Annotated in this window: 15 protein-coding genes; 11 read left to right on the top strand and 4 right to left on the bottom strand. The window is 28.1% G+C overall.

The genetic code is table 11. The features are described from left to right. Positions 1-11 precede the first annotated feature (11 nt). The 4 genes from OXH55_RS15795 (at position 12) to OXH55_RS15780 (ending at position 4,082) form a co-directional block, all read left to right on the top strand. Positions 12-293: a hypothetical protein gene (locus OXH55_RS15795; protein WP_268051011.1), complete on the top strand. Its 282-nt coding sequence runs from the start codon at positions 12-14 to the stop codon at positions 291-293. A 107-nt stretch (positions 294-400) separates the two neighbouring features. Continuing rightward, positions 401-1,651 (top strand): competence/damage-inducible protein A, encoded by a 1,251-nt coding sequence (locus tag OXH55_RS15790; protein WP_268051009.1) that lies wholly within the window; start codon positions 401-403, stop codon positions 1,649-1,651. Positions 1,652-1,808: 157 nt separating this feature from the next. Further along, positions 1,809-2,681 (top strand): DegV family protein, encoded by an 873-nt coding sequence (locus OXH55_RS15785; protein ID WP_268051008.1) that lies wholly within the window; start codon positions 1,809-1,811, stop codon positions 2,679-2,681. Positions 2,682-2,873: 192 nt separating this feature from the next. Further along, the gene (locus OXH55_RS15780; RefSeq protein ID WP_268051007.1) at positions 2,874-4,082 is read left to right on the top strand and encodes a dicarboxylate/amino acid:cation symporter; all 1,209 of its coding nucleotides are present in this window, start codon (positions 2,874-2,876) and stop codon (positions 4,080-4,082) included. Between the two features lie 359 nt (positions 4,083-4,441). Here OXH55_RS15780 and OXH55_RS15775 read toward each other — a convergent pair whose 3' ends face one another. Then, positions 4,442-5,635, bottom strand: coding sequence for a S8 family serine peptidase (locus tag OXH55_RS15775; protein ID WP_268051005.1), 1,194 nt, complete (start codon positions 5,633-5,635; stop codon positions 4,442-4,444). A gap of 171 nt (positions 5,636-5,806) precedes the next feature. On the opposite strand from OXH55_RS15775, the gene OXH55_RS15770 reads away from it, so the two are divergent. Both OXH55_RS15770 and OXH55_RS15765 read left to right on the top strand, forming a co-directional pair. Beyond that, positions 5,807-6,463, top strand: coding sequence for a metallophosphoesterase family protein (locus OXH55_RS15770; protein WP_268051004.1), 657 nt, complete (start codon positions 5,807-5,809; stop codon positions 6,461-6,463). A gap of 18 nt (positions 6,464-6,481) precedes the next feature. Continuing rightward, positions 6,482-7,486, top strand: a complete 1,005-nt coding sequence (locus OXH55_RS15765) for a hypothetical protein (RefSeq protein ID WP_268051002.1) — start codon at positions 6,482-6,484, stop codon at positions 7,484-7,486. A gap of 30 nt (positions 7,487-7,516) precedes the next feature. Here the strand turns inward: OXH55_RS15765 and OXH55_RS15760 are convergent, their stop codons facing one another. The 3 genes from OXH55_RS15760 to OXH55_RS15750 all read right to left on the bottom strand — a co-directional run bounded on the left by OXH55_RS15760 (position 7,517) and on the right by OXH55_RS15750 (position 9,242). Further along, entirely contained in the window at positions 7,517-7,948 is a 432-nt protein-coding gene (locus tag OXH55_RS15760; protein ID WP_268051000.1) for a DMT family transporter, read from the bottom strand. A gap of 79 nt (positions 7,949-8,027) precedes the next feature. Continuing rightward, positions 8,028-8,522, bottom strand: coding sequence for a dUTP diphosphatase (locus OXH55_RS15755; protein ID WP_268050998.1), 495 nt, complete (start codon positions 8,520-8,522; stop codon positions 8,028-8,030). Positions 8,523-8,696: 174 nt separating this feature from the next. Next, positions 8,697-9,242 carry a 2'-5' RNA ligase gene (locus OXH55_RS15750; protein ID WP_268050997.1) on the bottom strand — a complete coding sequence of 182 codons (546 nt, stop codon included), beginning with the start codon at positions 9,240-9,242 and terminating at the stop codon, positions 8,697-8,699. A gap of 193 nt (positions 9,243-9,435) precedes the next feature. Here OXH55_RS15750 and OXH55_RS15745 point away from each other — a divergent pair, with 193 nt between their 5' ends. From OXH55_RS15745 to OXH55_RS15725, 5 genes are all read left to right on the top strand, one after another. Continuing rightward, positions 9,436-9,594, top strand: coding sequence for a DUF1540 domain-containing protein (locus tag OXH55_RS15745; RefSeq protein WP_268050996.1), 159 nt, complete (start codon positions 9,436-9,438; stop codon positions 9,592-9,594). A 245-nt stretch (positions 9,595-9,839) separates the two neighbouring features. Next, complete coding sequence (locus OXH55_RS15740) at positions 9,840-11,099, top strand: UDP-N-acetylglucosamine 1-carboxyvinyltransferase (protein WP_268050995.1); 1,260 nt, start codon at positions 9,840-9,842, stop codon at positions 11,097-11,099. A gap of 87 nt (positions 11,100-11,186) precedes the next feature. Next, a complete protein-coding gene (locus OXH55_RS15735; RefSeq protein WP_268050994.1) occupies positions 11,187-11,972 on the top strand; it encodes an MBL fold metallo-hydrolase in 786 nt (261 codons plus the stop codon). A 10-nt stretch (positions 11,973-11,982) separates the two neighbouring features. Beyond that, positions 11,983-12,555, top strand: coding sequence for a GerMN domain-containing protein (locus OXH55_RS15730; protein WP_268050993.1), 573 nt, complete (start codon positions 11,983-11,985; stop codon positions 12,553-12,555). 111 nt (positions 12,556-12,666) lie between these two features. Then, on the top strand, positions 12,667-13,170 hold the full coding sequence (locus OXH55_RS15725) for an SEC-C metal-binding domain-containing protein (protein WP_268050992.1): 504 nt from the start codon (positions 12,667-12,669) through the stop codon (positions 13,168-13,170). Positions 13,171-13,271: the final 101 nt, after the last annotated feature.

Below are 13,271 nucleotides of genomic sequence, written 5' to 3'. Positions count from 1 at the left end.
GGGGTATATTTATGAAAAATAGTGGTAATTTTTTTGTAAGAGTTAATTATTCTATAGAAAAAAATAATTGTAGTGGAAAATGTACAAGAGCATATATTAGAAAAGTAACAAAGGAAAATGAAGAAAAATACCTAATAGGAGGAGGGTATTTTAATAAAAATAGAGGTTCATTTGTATTTAAAGCAAGAGATTTAAAAGAAGCAAATGACATAGCACAAAATAATATATTTGTAAAAAACAAATTGTATAGATATGAGTTGATTATTCTGGATGAAAAAATTCCAATTGCATAATATATAAAAGCATAAATAATATATAATTTATAGCAATAGATTTGTAAATTAATCTGTTGTTTTTTTGATATAATAGAATAAATAGATTTTGGAAAGAAGGTTAAATTATGAGAGCAGAAATATTAGCAATAGGAACAGAATTATTGTTGGGAAATATAGTGAATACAAATGCTCAATATATAGCAAAACGTTTAGCTGATTTAGGAATAGATGTGTATCATCAAACTGTCGTTGGAGATAATCCTAAAAGATTAATGGAAGCTTATTCAGCAGCTTTTAAAAGAGCAGATTTAGTGATTACTACAGGTGGGCTTGGACCTACAAAAGATGACCTTACAAAGGAAGTTGCATTTGATTATTTTGAAAAAGAATCTGTTTTGCATAAAGACATATTAGAGAAGATTGAAGAATATTTTAAGAAAATAAATAGAACTATGGTGGAAAGCAATAAAAAACAAGCATATTTTCCTAAAGATGCTATAATATTGCATAATAACAATGGAACGGCACCAGGATGCATTATAGAAGAAAATAATAAAACATTAATAGTACTTCCAGGACCACCAAAGGAAATGAAGCCTATGTTTGAGGATTATGCAGTTCCTCATTTGATGAAATATCAAGATGGAGTGTTGGCTTCAAAGGTTTTAAGAGTTATAGGAATAGGTGAAAGTGCTACAGCAGAAATAATAGAAGATATAATAGAGAGTGGTAAGAATCCTACTGTAGCACCTTATGCAAAAGAAGGAGAAGTTATACTTAGAATAACAGCAAAAGGTAAGACAGAAGTGGAAGCAAAAGAATTAATTAAACCTATAGAAGAAGAAATAAGAAAGAGACTTGGAATTGCAGTGTATGGTGAAGGAGAAACTTTGTTAGAAGAGGTTATTGGCAAAATACTTGTAGACAATAAATTAACTATATCAACAGCAGAATCATGTACAGGGGGGCTTTTGGCCGGTAAAATAATAAATTATCCAGGAATTTCAGCTGTTTTTAAAGAAGGAGCAATTACATATTCTAATGAAGCTAAAATAAAGAGAATTAAGGTAAAAAAAGAGACTTTAGATAAGTTTGGGGCAGTAAGTAGTCAAGTAGCAGCAGAAATGGCTGCAGGTATTGCAAAAACATCAGGAACAGATATTGGAATTTCTACTACTGGTATTGCAGGACCAGAAGGAGGTAGTGATGAAAAACCAGTAGGACTTGTATATATAGGACTTTATATAAAAGGAGAAGTAAAAACTAAAGAACTTAATTTGGTTGGAAATAGACAAAAAATAAGAAATAATGCAGTGCTGAGAGCAATGGAATGGCTTAGAAGAGAACTCCTAAGAGGAAAGGTAGTAACAAAATAATTAAAAAAAAGAAATATATTTGTAAAATTTTTCAAATAGTTTATCGTTAGCCTAAGAAATAAATAAAAGGTATGATATAATATAAATTGTATGTGTAATTATTATGAGTTTTAAAGAATTATTCAAGTTATAAATAAAGTAAAAGGAGACTTGATAAATGAATACTGTCATTATTATAGATTCAAGTTGTGATTTACCACTGCAATTTATTGAAGAAAATAAAATACCCGCTTTAGGACTTATTTGTCATTTAGATGGGGAAGATCATGTAGATGATTTTGGGAAGACGTTAACATATGAATATTTTTATAAAAGAATTAGAGAAGGTTCTATGCCAACTACTTCACAGATAAATGTATATAGATTTGAAGAACTATTCAAGAAATATGTTAAAGAAGGAAAAGCTATAATTTATCTAGCAATGTCATCAAAAATAAGCGGTTGTTTCAATAGTGCGACTGTAGCGAAAAAATTAGTGGAAGAGGAATTTAAACAAGCTGATATAACTGTTATAGACACAAAAAGTGCAAGTATAGGAGAAGGATTACTTGTTTATAATGCTTATGAAATGCTAAAAAATGGAGCAACTAAAGAAGAAATTGTGAGTTGGGTTGAAGAAAATAAATTAAATGTACAACTTTGGTTTGTTGTAGAAGACCTTATGCATTTAAAAAAAGGGGGAAGACTTTCTGCGGCTAAAGCTAATATAGGTACTCTACTTCAAATGAAACCTATGTTATGTGTAGATAAAGAAGGTAATCTTAAAAATACAAATAATATACGTGGTAGAAAAAAGGCAATAAAAAGTTTATTTGATAGATTTGAAGAAAATATGGTCTTAGATGAAAATAGTGTTATAGCAATAAGTCATGGGGATTGTTTTGAAGATGCCTTGTATTTAAAAGATATAATTATTGAAAAGTATAAAGTTAAAAAAGTAATAATAAATCATGTAGGGCCAGTAATCGGATCGCATACTGGAGCTGGTATGATTTCCTTATGTTTTATTGGAAAGCATCGAGTTATATAAAATAAAGCTAATAAGTTGATAGGGTTAAATAAGAAAGGTATTTTCTTATTTAACCCTATTTTTATGTATATGTTTACAGAATTTTTTTAATTATTGACAATAAAATGCAAAGGTGATATTATATATGTGTACTTTGATGACGAACAAATGTATTCAATTCAAAGACACGGCATAAAAAGGGGGGCTTAATATATGAAGAAAATGGGGCTTTTGCCTAAACTAATTATTGGTATAGTTTTTGGTATTATTATAGGGGCAATATCAAAATCTACTGGGACTTATTTTGTTGCAAAAATATTTATAACTTTTTCAACTATATTTGGTAGTTTTTTAAAATTTATTATACCTTGTATTATAATTGGATTTGTTGCACCAGGTATAGCAGATTTAGGAAAGGAATCAGGAAAACTGCTTGCAGTAACAGCTGGAATAGCATATGTATCTACTGTAATAGCTGGTACTTTAGCGTATTTCCTTGGGGTATCTATACTTCCTAAAATTATAAAAGTAGGGGAACTTGCTGAAAAATCTAAATTAGATTTGAAACCTTATTTTACAATTCAGATTGATCCTATAATGGGAGTTATGACAGCTCTTGTTATGGCATTTATGTTGGGACTTGGAATGTCATATATCAAGGGAAAAACTCTATTTGATGTAATGAAAGATTTCCAAAATATTGTGACATTAGTAGTTAAAAATGTTATTATACCTTTTGTGCCTGTATATATAATGGGTATATTTATTAAATTAACTATAGCAGGAGAGATTTTTAAGACTTTAAAAGCATTTTCATCTGTATATGCAATAGTACTATTACTTCAAGTTGCTTATATACTAATGCAATATGGATTAGCGTGGTTTGTAAGTGGAAAAAAACCTTTTAAAGCTATAAAAAATATGATTCCAGCATATTTTACTGCATTAGGAACACAGTCTTCAGCTGCAACTATACCTGTAACTCTTCAGAGTGTGAAAAAGAACGGAGTTTCTGATGATATTGCAGATTTTGTAGTTCCTTTAGGTGCAACTATTCATCTTGCTGGTGATACTATAACTTTAGTTCTAGCATCTATGGCAGTTATGCTTATGAATGGTCAAAATCCTACTTTTGCAGGTATGTTTTCATTTATACTTATGCTAGGAGTAACAATGGTAGCAGCACCTGGAATACCAGGAGGCGGAGTAATGGCAGCATTAGGACTTCTTCAAGATATGTTAATGTTTAATCCAGCTCAACAAGGATTAATGATTGCACTACATGCAGCACAAGATAGTTTTGGTACAGCAACAAATATTACAGGAGATGGAGCAATAGCAATTATTGTTGATACAATAGCTAAGAAGCGCAAAGTTAAAAATAAAGTTAAGTTGACTGAAGTAAAAGTTCAAAAAGTATAAAAAGATTATTAAACACACATGAATACCAAAATATTCATGTGTGTGTTTTTATAGAATTATTTTGAAATCTTTATAGCAAACAAATACCATAAGTAATAATAATATTACAGTAATAATCTTTGATAATTTAATTTTGTAATCTAAATTTTTTATATCTAATGATAAGTTATTTTTTTTATTTACTAAGTTTTTCATAAGTATATAATCACCTCACAAAAAAGAATTATCTATATTAGATTTTATAGTTTCTTTAAGTATATGAGGTAACAAAAAAGTGACAATATGGTAAAAATTATATCATACCTTAAATAAAAGTAAGCCTAAAAACAGATATTAGCTGTAGTTAGGCTTTAAGTATGTTAAGGCATCAATCTATTTAAATCTATCATGCCAGAACCTTGAATACCTTTTGGCATATTAAGTAGATTACAGGAGATTTTTAGTAATGAAAGTATGTCTTTGAATGCTAGGTTGGGATTATTTTCAAGTAGCAAGGCACATATTCCACTTATATAAGCTGAAGCACAAGATGTACCTGTATAGCATGTATAAGGCTTTTCAAGAGTATGTGGATATAATTTTTGACCATTTCTTTCTGAGATATAAGACAAATTTGAACTTAATGAGCAAATGTCTACACAAGCCGCACATAAATCAGGTTTTTCAATTCTTGTGTTTGGTGAAGAAGAAGAAGCAAAGTAGGCTTTTTTACTTGAGGTTGTATCAATACCTCCAACAGTTATACAATTTTTAAGTAAGGCGATTCCACGCATAGAATTTTCTATATTGGTATTATGACCGCTTGGAACAACTATAATTAAATTTTTTTCTATTGCTATGTCAAAAAGTTTAGAAAATAATGAAAGTATAAATTCATTGTAATCTATGAGTTCAAAAGGAAGACAAATTATTTTAATATTGTATTTTTCACTATCTTCTATTAATGTTTCAATAGAAAATAGTATATTGGATACATAACCTCTTCCTACACTATTAAATGCTTTTATCATATAAATATTACTTTTTTCAGCTATACCTTTATACATTCCATTTGCGCTAGAACCACTAGAGCATATAATTCCACTCATAAAGGTTCCGTGACCATTATCATCATAAGGATAATGATAATGATTTATAAGGTCTATAAAATTAGCGATTTTATTATTGGGTTTTTTTAGATCTGTATGCGGATATATTCCACTATCTATAAGTCCAACACAAATGCCTTTTCCTGTTAATTTATATCTTCCTTCAAAAGCTATACCATTAGCAGACATTACGCTATATCCACATAAAAGGGCATAATTATCAAAAGTTATATAATCTATTTCGGGATATTCTGTAAGCTTTTCTATTATTCTAGAAGAAAGAACACAACAAATACACCCTATGGAAGGTATAGAACATATAATTTCGCACTTATATCCTTTCAGTCTATTTTCTACTTTATGTTGAAGGGATTTGCAATGTACTATAACTCTATATTTTTTATATATGTTGTTTTTTATGGCATTTTTCAAATTAGTATCAAGTTTATTTTTTATAGAAAACATAGGTGGCCTCCTAATGTAATACTCTATTATATAATATAGTATTATCATTAAATAAATGTTAATAAAAGGATTTGTAGTTACACAATGTATTAATTTAGATATGAATTTGATACATTAATAAGCCCCAATTTACTAAAAGTTATATGATATAATTTATTTAATAAAGTTATTATGACAAAAGTTTACCTTAAGGAGAGGATTATAACGGATAAGGAAAGAATAAAAAGTTTTTTTTATCGATTAATAGGATATGTGTATATTCCTGAACAATTAAAAAACAATAAACAAAATATATTGCTGCATATTTCAGATACACCAGAAACGTTCTTTCCAGCTTTAAAAAAGCTTATAAAGGATTTAAAACCTAATTATATAGTTCATACTGGAGATTTAGTTGATAATATAAAGTTAGAATTATATCCAGCTTCTTTAAGAAGATATGAAAAAAAGGTGAAAATATTATTAGATATTTTAGAAGAGTCTAAAGCAAACGATATATATTTATGTATAGGTAATCATGATAATAAAAATGCAGTTGAAAGATTAGCTAAAAGAAGCAAAATTATAGAAGATAGTAAAAGAATAAGTATTAATAATTTAGGATTTACAGTAAGTCATTTCCCAGAAAAAGTACTAAAGGAACCATCCAAATATAATTTATTAGGACATAATTTAAGTGTAAAAAATAGAAAAGAATACAATCAAATATACTTAAATGGAATAATGAGTATAAATATCATAGATTTAAATACAGAAAGGATATTTAATTTATCATATCCTTTTGGAACAGATGAAGATAGACTAGGAAGAGGAAAGATAGGATTCTAATTTTAGGGGGAGATATAAATGTTTTCGTTAGTAAGAGGTGGTCCTAAGATATTACTTATAGAGAGTAATAATATTAAAGAGTTGTTAGATTATTTAAAAAGAAACTCAAAATTTAAAGAATGTGATTTCCAGTTTGCTTATGAAAACTCTGCAGAAAATTATACTATTCTTTGTTTAACAAATGAAATGAAAGAAGTAGTAAAAGAAGAGAATATAAGTCATGTTTTATTAGCGAAAACTCAACCAGATATCTTATTATGTAATATAATTAATGACGGAAAAAATAATCTTATAAGTAAGTCAAGACTAGCGCCTAGAATCATTGTTATGAGAGCAATAGGAGATTGTGGAAAGATATTAGAAGAAATTCAAAAGGATCATAGAGGACATATTGGCAAGTTTGAGAATATATTAAGTGAATATAATAATAAAGGAAATGTAATAACTCTTTCTAATGATATATTAAGTAATAATATAAGTTTACTTAATACCTATAAAAAAGCATTATATGTAGAGGAAGAATACTATTCATTACTTAGAAGTCTTAGAACTCATGCCTTAAGGTATGTAAATGAAGGACTTGGAAACCAAGATTGGCATGAGTTAGAAATAAAGATTTATGATAGATATGGAGAATATAGGCTTCAATATGATAGGCTTGTTAGAGTAATAGATAATCTAGAACTAGGAGTAATTTTAGGAGAATCTTGGGGAAAGGATTATCCTAGATTTCTTATGAGTGTAGAAGTATATAGATTAAGATTATTTACCATTCATGATCCTAAATATATCAAAAAAGTACTGTTAGCATTAGAGTATTTAGAAGATGGTACAAGAACTGTTGACTATGATCTTTATTATAATCGAAAAAAAATAGATTGGACTGATGTTTTAGAAGACAAATCTATGGCAAGAAATAAATTGAGTTATAAATATAGAACAAGTATATTTCCCAATTTAGAGCAAGAAGAAGCACAAAAAATACATGATATTGAAAAACAAATTTTAAAAACTCGAAGATGAAAAGAGCCAGTTAAGTTATACTGGTTCTTTTTATCTTTTCCACTTAAAAATTATGATTCCGACTATCATGATAACAATACCCAATATTTCATTGGAACCAAAGTGTAGTTTCTTAGAGTCAAATAATCCAAAGGCATCAATTAAACCAGCACCTAAAAGCTGAGATACTAATATTATGGATATAGCATAAGTCGCACCTAAATTTGCTATTCCGTTCATTACAGTAAAAATAATTACAACACCTAAAGGACCTCCAAGAAGATACAATTTGTTTGTAGAACTTAGATTTTTAAAGTTACCATTACCAGCTAATAATAATATAATCAAGGTTAAAGCAAATCCAGTTCCTTGAACTAATACGTTAGTTTCCCAAAGTCCTATTTTTTCGCCTAGTCTAGTATTAAAAACTCCCTGAAGACTCATAGCGATACCAGCAATAATAGAAGAAATTAGTCCAAACATAAAATCACCTTCCCAAAATATTTTGCCCTAAAATTTAGATAATATTATTTTGGAAGATTAAAAAAATATATTAGTAATACTAGTATCCTATATCTTGTCTTTTATGATTAACATTATTTTTTTGTAAATATGCATTTTCTATGTCTTTGGCAGTAAAACCTAGACTTTTCCCTAAGCATAAAAAATCTTCAAATAAAGTCTTATAGTTGTCTTTAGATGTACAGACAACGAAATCATTGATGTCTATATATACATTAATAAATGTTTCTGTTAAATCATTTAAGTCATTGTAGTCATCTCTGAAAGAAAGTTGTATATCTTGATAATTTTTTTCAAGACCTAAACTTAATATGAAATGAAGACAATCTACATATTCTTCTAAAATTGTATCCCTGTTAGAAGGACCTTTATTACTCCAGAACTTGAAACAGCGAGTTTCATTAGCAAGTTCGCTGACTTCTACCTGAAGAGCTAGAACTTTTTTAGAAAACAATGATTTATCATGTAAATCATGTTCATTAATAATTCTTTTATCTAAAGTTTGTTGTAGTTGGAATAGTTTACTAAGATTCATTTAATAATTCCGCCTTTCTTAAAACAAGTATAAGTATAAGGTACAAATATATTCTATATTATTTTCAGAAATATTAAAAGATTAGCAAATCGTTTACATTAAAATTTTGTTAAAAAAATAAATCAGTAACAAAAAATTTTAAACTGATTTTTTGTTACTGATTTATGTAATAAACTAATATTCTCTTAATGGATATGATTTAATTAAAATTTCTTTTTTATTATTAATTGGTTTCCAAAGTTCAAGTCTATTTATTTTAGCAAAATTATAATCTGAATTTTCGGTTTTAGTTGTTAAAGCTATAGTTGATTCATTACTTAGGGATTTACGTATAGTATAGTTTGAATTTGCTATGTAAATTTGAAGATTCTTTTCATAATCGTTTTTTAGTGTAAAGCCACTCAAAGAGAGTGTATCCGTAATATTTCTTGCAATTCTTATTATATAACCTTTATTTTGAACTTTTAAATTAAGAGTTTTTGAAGATTTATCTAAATATAGATTAGGACTAACTTGTACTTTGAATTTTTTGTATGGAGCTAAGGTGTCCAAAACTATTTTATTAAATTTATCCATATCAGGATTTATTATTGTTTGTATAGGTATATGAAACTTTTGATTAGTTTTGTAAAGTTTGTATTTTTTACATAATTTTTGCTGAGTTGACGTAATAAAGTCATTTGATTTATCATCAAATAATGCAACTAAATGGTATTTCATATTAATCCCCCGAGATAATAATTTTTATTGATATTATATCATATTTATAAAAATTGTACATTTTTTAAATACATAAATGCTATTTATTAAGGAGAATACCTTATTTTAATATTATTAGTTTTGAATAAAATTCTATTCAAAACTAATAATAAATATGAAACATTTAATAAAAATTTTTTAGGAGTGAATGTTTATGAATCGTAATAATAGTATAGGTTGCACAGTATGTGAATGTAAATTTCATGACAATAATAAAAATTTTTGTACTTTAGAAAGGATTAATGTTGTAAAACACACAATTGCTGCAGATACAGTTGAATGCACTGATTGTGGAAGTTTCCAAAAGAAATAGAAAAATTGGATAAAATAGGGCCTTGTGTTTTTACATAGGGCTCTATATTTTTTAATTAATTTAAAGTTAATAAGGAATTAATATCCATATGATAGTATATCCAAAAAAAACATACTATAAATACACAAAAATAAGTATTAAAAACACCAATGATTATGTTATAATTAAATTTGTGAAATTATATAGCGAATTATAAAATGTTTAAATATAGATTAAAATAATATATAGTAAGGATGGATAATTGTATGGAAAAACTCATTATTGATGGAGGATATCCTCTTAACGGCGATATTGAGATTAGCGGAGCTAAGAATGCAGCAGTAGCTATTTTACCAGCAGCTATAATGGCAGGGAAAGGAAGCTGTGTTATAGATAATATCCCTGATATTAGTGATACAAAATGTATTGAAAGAATTATTGAAAGTTTAGGAGCAAAAGTAAATAGAAATAACAACACTGTTACAATAGATAGTACATGTATAGATAGTTGGGACGCCAATACAGAAGATGTTAGAAAAATGAGAGCATCTTATTATTTAATAGGTGCATTACTTGGAAGATTTAAAAAGGCTAGAGTTGAGATGCCAGGAGGATGTTCTATAGGGGTAAGACCTATAGATCAACACATAAAAGGATTTGAGGCATTGGGTGCAAAGGTGAAAATTGAACATGGAGCTGTAGTTGCAGAAGCAGAAAAATTAGTTGGTACTAATATATATTTTGATGTAGTTAGTGTTGGTGCAACTATAAATGTTATGCTAGCAGCTACTTTTGCAGAAGGTAAAACAATACTTGAGAACCCAGCAAAAGAGCCTCATATTGTAGATGTAGCTAACTTTTTAAATTCTATGGGTGCTGATATTAAAGGTGCAGGAACTGATGAAATTAAGATTAATGGTGTTAAAGAACTAAAAGGATGCAATTATAGTGTAATACCAGACCAAATAGAAGCCGGCACATATATGATGGCTGCTGCTGCTTGTGGTGGGAAGGTCAATGTTAATAATGTAATACCAAAGCACTTAGAGTCAATTTCAGCAAAGCTTATTGAAATGGGAGTCAAAATAACAGAAAACGGTGATAGTATAACTGTTGAAAGTTCGAGAGATTTGAAAGGAGTAAATGTAAAAACTCTTCCTTATCCAGGATTTCCAACAGATATTCAGCAACCTATGACAACCCTTTTAAGCATATCAAAGGGTAGAAGTATAGTTAATGAAAGTATATGGGAAAGCAGATATAAGCACGTAGATGAATTGAAAAAAATGGGAGCTAATATAAAAGTTGAAAATAATTTAGCTATCATTGAAGGCATAGAAAATCTTAGTGGAGCTAAAGTAGTAGCTACAGATTTAAGAGCTGGAGCAGCAATGGTTATTGCAGGAATGATTGCAAAAGGAATAACTGAAATATCTAGTATTGAACATATAGATAGAGGTTATCCACATATAGAAGAAAAATTTAATAACTTAGGAGCAAAGATAAAGAGAGTGAAAATAGATTAGTATAATATAAAATACAACATCGTACATATTTTATTGTCATGTGCTAATTTCTATAAGAGAAAACTTTAAAGATTGGAGAATATTATAATGATATTTTGCCCTTTATATAGTGGAAGTAGTGGAAATAGCATATTTATTTCCTCAGGACATGGAAATGTTTTAATTGATGCTGGATTACCAGGGAAAAGTATTGAAAAAGCATTAAAGGATATAGAGAAAGATCCTAAGGACATAGATGGAATTTTTGTTACTCATGAGCATATTGATCATGTTAAAGGTGTAGGTGTAATGTCAAGAAGATATAATATACCTATATATGCGAAGGGATTAACTTGGCAAGGTATGGCTAAGAACATTGGCAAAATCAAAGAAGAAAACATAAAAATAATAGATAAAGAAAGTATAAACATAAAAGATATGAACATATGTAGCTACAGCATACCTCATGATGCTGCTGATCCAGTAGGATATACAGTATGTTGTGATAATAAAAAAGTTAGTGTAGCTACTGATTTAGGGCATTTTTCAAAAGAAGTAGAAAATGCTGTTAAAAATTCAGATGTGGTATTGTTAGAAAGTAATCATGACGTAGAAATGCTTAAATTTGGACCATATCCATATCCCTTAAAAAGAAGAATACTAAGTGATATTGGACATTTATCAAATGATGCTTGTGGTGAAGCTATAATGAGTATGATGAAACATAATACAAAAACTGTTATTTTAGGACATTTAAGTAAAACGAATAATTACCCAGAACTTGCGTATGAAACAGTGGTTGGTGTATTAAGAGAAAATGGAGTAAAATTAGGTGATGACGTAAGTATCCATATGGCCAAAAGAGACATGCCTAGTAACTATATTGAGTTTTAGGGGGAGATGTATGAGAAAAATATATAGAGTTTTTCTAGTCATACTTATAATGTTAAGTTTAGCCACTCTTATAGGGTGTGGAAATGAAAATATGGCAAATGAAGATACTAATAAGAAAATAAAAACATTGAAATTAACCAATTCAGATGAAACTTGTTTTAATTTGAATGTGTATTTTGATGTGTCTAGAGATGAGAATAATGCAGAGGTAGCTAAAGAAGAAAGAATAATACAAAAAGATGAATTAATAGGTGAAGTTATAATGCAGGAGCTTATAAAAGGACCTTCTGTTAAAAGTGAGGCAAAACCTATATTCCCAAAACATACAAGGATTTTAAGTTTTTCAATTAAGGATAATATTGCTTATGTTAATTTAAGTTCAAATGTTAAGTATCCAATGACTCCAGCAAGGGAAAAAGCTTGTCTGCAAAGTATAGTTTTATCTTTATCAGAGTTACAATCTGTTGATAAGGTTAAGATTTTAATTGATAATAAAAATGTAGAGTCTTTAGGTGGTAATTTTGATATATCTAAGCCTTTTGGTGAAGATGATATTGATTCCATAAAAATAGAAAAGAAATAATTATATTAGATTTCACAAATTGTAAAAAATGTAACATTGAAAAAAGAGTAAATGTTTATTATAATATTATGAGATTATAGTCTAATATAATTTACAGAAGGAGAATGAAGGATGAGTTTGTATAAAGATTGGACAGATATGGTTATTGAGTATGTGAAGCAAAAAGGTGAAGCGGCATTTTGGAAAGAATATGGCGAAATGGAAAAGAAAATATATACTAAAATATTAGCTAATCACAAAGAAGTTGTTAAAGGTAAAGTAGAAGATATAGCTAAAGAATTTGATACTCCTATAAACTTTTTCATGGGATTTTTAGATGGAGTTAATGAAAGTCTTGTAGAACCAATGGATATAGAAAACACTGAAGCTGATACAGAAATCGAATTAAACATAGATTTTGAAAAGTTATATTTTAATATGGTAGATGCAAAAGCAGAGTATTTATATAATCTTTCACAATGGGAAGGAATATTCTCAGAAGAAAAGAGAAAAGAAATAACAAAAGCTTGGAGAGCATCTAAAACTATAGTTAAAGAAAATAAAGTTGGAAGAAATGATCCATGTCCATGCGGAAGCGGGAAGAAATATAAAAAGTGCTGCGGTAAAAACGCATAATAAAAATTGCGACATTATTAATGTAATGTCGCAATTTTTATTTAGGATAGTTTTAAAGTGATTTATTTATATTAAAAAGTAACTGTAATGAAATATGACAA

Source organism: Clostridium ganghwense, from assembly GCF_026735165.1.
Classification (GTDB): domain Bacteria; phylum Bacillota; class Clostridia; order Clostridiales; family Clostridiaceae; genus Clostridium_H; species Clostridium_H ganghwense.
The sequence above is the reverse complement of the archived record's forward strand: the minus strand, read 5'-3'. Positions and strand labels throughout refer to the sequence as shown.

Coding starts and splice junctions, on each gene's coding strand:
- OXH55_RS15740 (WP_268050995.1), top strand. CDS start 9,840: ATGGAAAAACTCATTATTGATGGAGGATATCCTCTTAACGGCGATATT.
- OXH55_RS15775 (WP_268051005.1), bottom strand. CDS start 5,635: ATGTTTTCTATAAAAAATAAACTTGATACTAATTTGAAAAATGCCATA.
- OXH55_RS15790 (WP_268051009.1), top strand. CDS start 401: ATGAGAGCAGAAATATTAGCAATAGGAACAGAATTATTGTTGGGAAAT.
- OXH55_RS15780 (WP_268051007.1), top strand. CDS start 2,874: ATGAAGAAAATGGGGCTTTTGCCTAAACTAATTATTGGTATAGTTTTT.
- OXH55_RS15725 (WP_268050992.1), top strand. CDS start 12,667: ATGAGTTTGTATAAAGATTGGACAGATATGGTTATTGAGTATGTGAAG.
- OXH55_RS15760 (WP_268051000.1), bottom strand. CDS start 7,948: ATGTTTGGACTAATTTCTTCTATTATTGCTGGTATCGCTATGAGTCTT.
- OXH55_RS15735 (WP_268050994.1), top strand. CDS start 11,187: ATGATATTTTGCCCTTTATATAGTGGAAGTAGTGGAAATAGCATATTT.
- OXH55_RS15770 (WP_268051004.1), top strand. CDS start 5,807: ATGACAAAAGTTTACCTTAAGGAGAGGATTATAACGGATAAGGAAAGA.
- OXH55_RS15795 (WP_268051011.1), top strand. CDS start 12: ATGAAAAATAGTGGTAATTTTTTTGTAAGAGTTAATTATTCTATAGAA.
- OXH55_RS15745 (WP_268050996.1), top strand. CDS start 9,436: ATGAATCGTAATAATAGTATAGGTTGCACAGTATGTGAATGTAAATTT.
- OXH55_RS15785 (WP_268051008.1), top strand. CDS start 1,809: ATGAATACTGTCATTATTATAGATTCAAGTTGTGATTTACCACTGCAA.
- OXH55_RS15765 (WP_268051002.1), top strand. CDS start 6,482: ATGTTTTCGTTAGTAAGAGGTGGTCCTAAGATATTACTTATAGAGAGT.
- OXH55_RS15730 (WP_268050993.1), top strand. CDS start 11,983: ATGAGAAAAATATATAGAGTTTTTCTAGTCATACTTATAATGTTAAGT.
- OXH55_RS15755 (WP_268050998.1), bottom strand. CDS start 8,522: ATGAATCTTAGTAAACTATTCCAACTACAACAAACTTTAGATAAAAGA.
- OXH55_RS15750 (WP_268050997.1), bottom strand. CDS start 9,242: ATGAAATACCATTTAGTTGCATTATTTGATGATAAATCAAATGACTTT.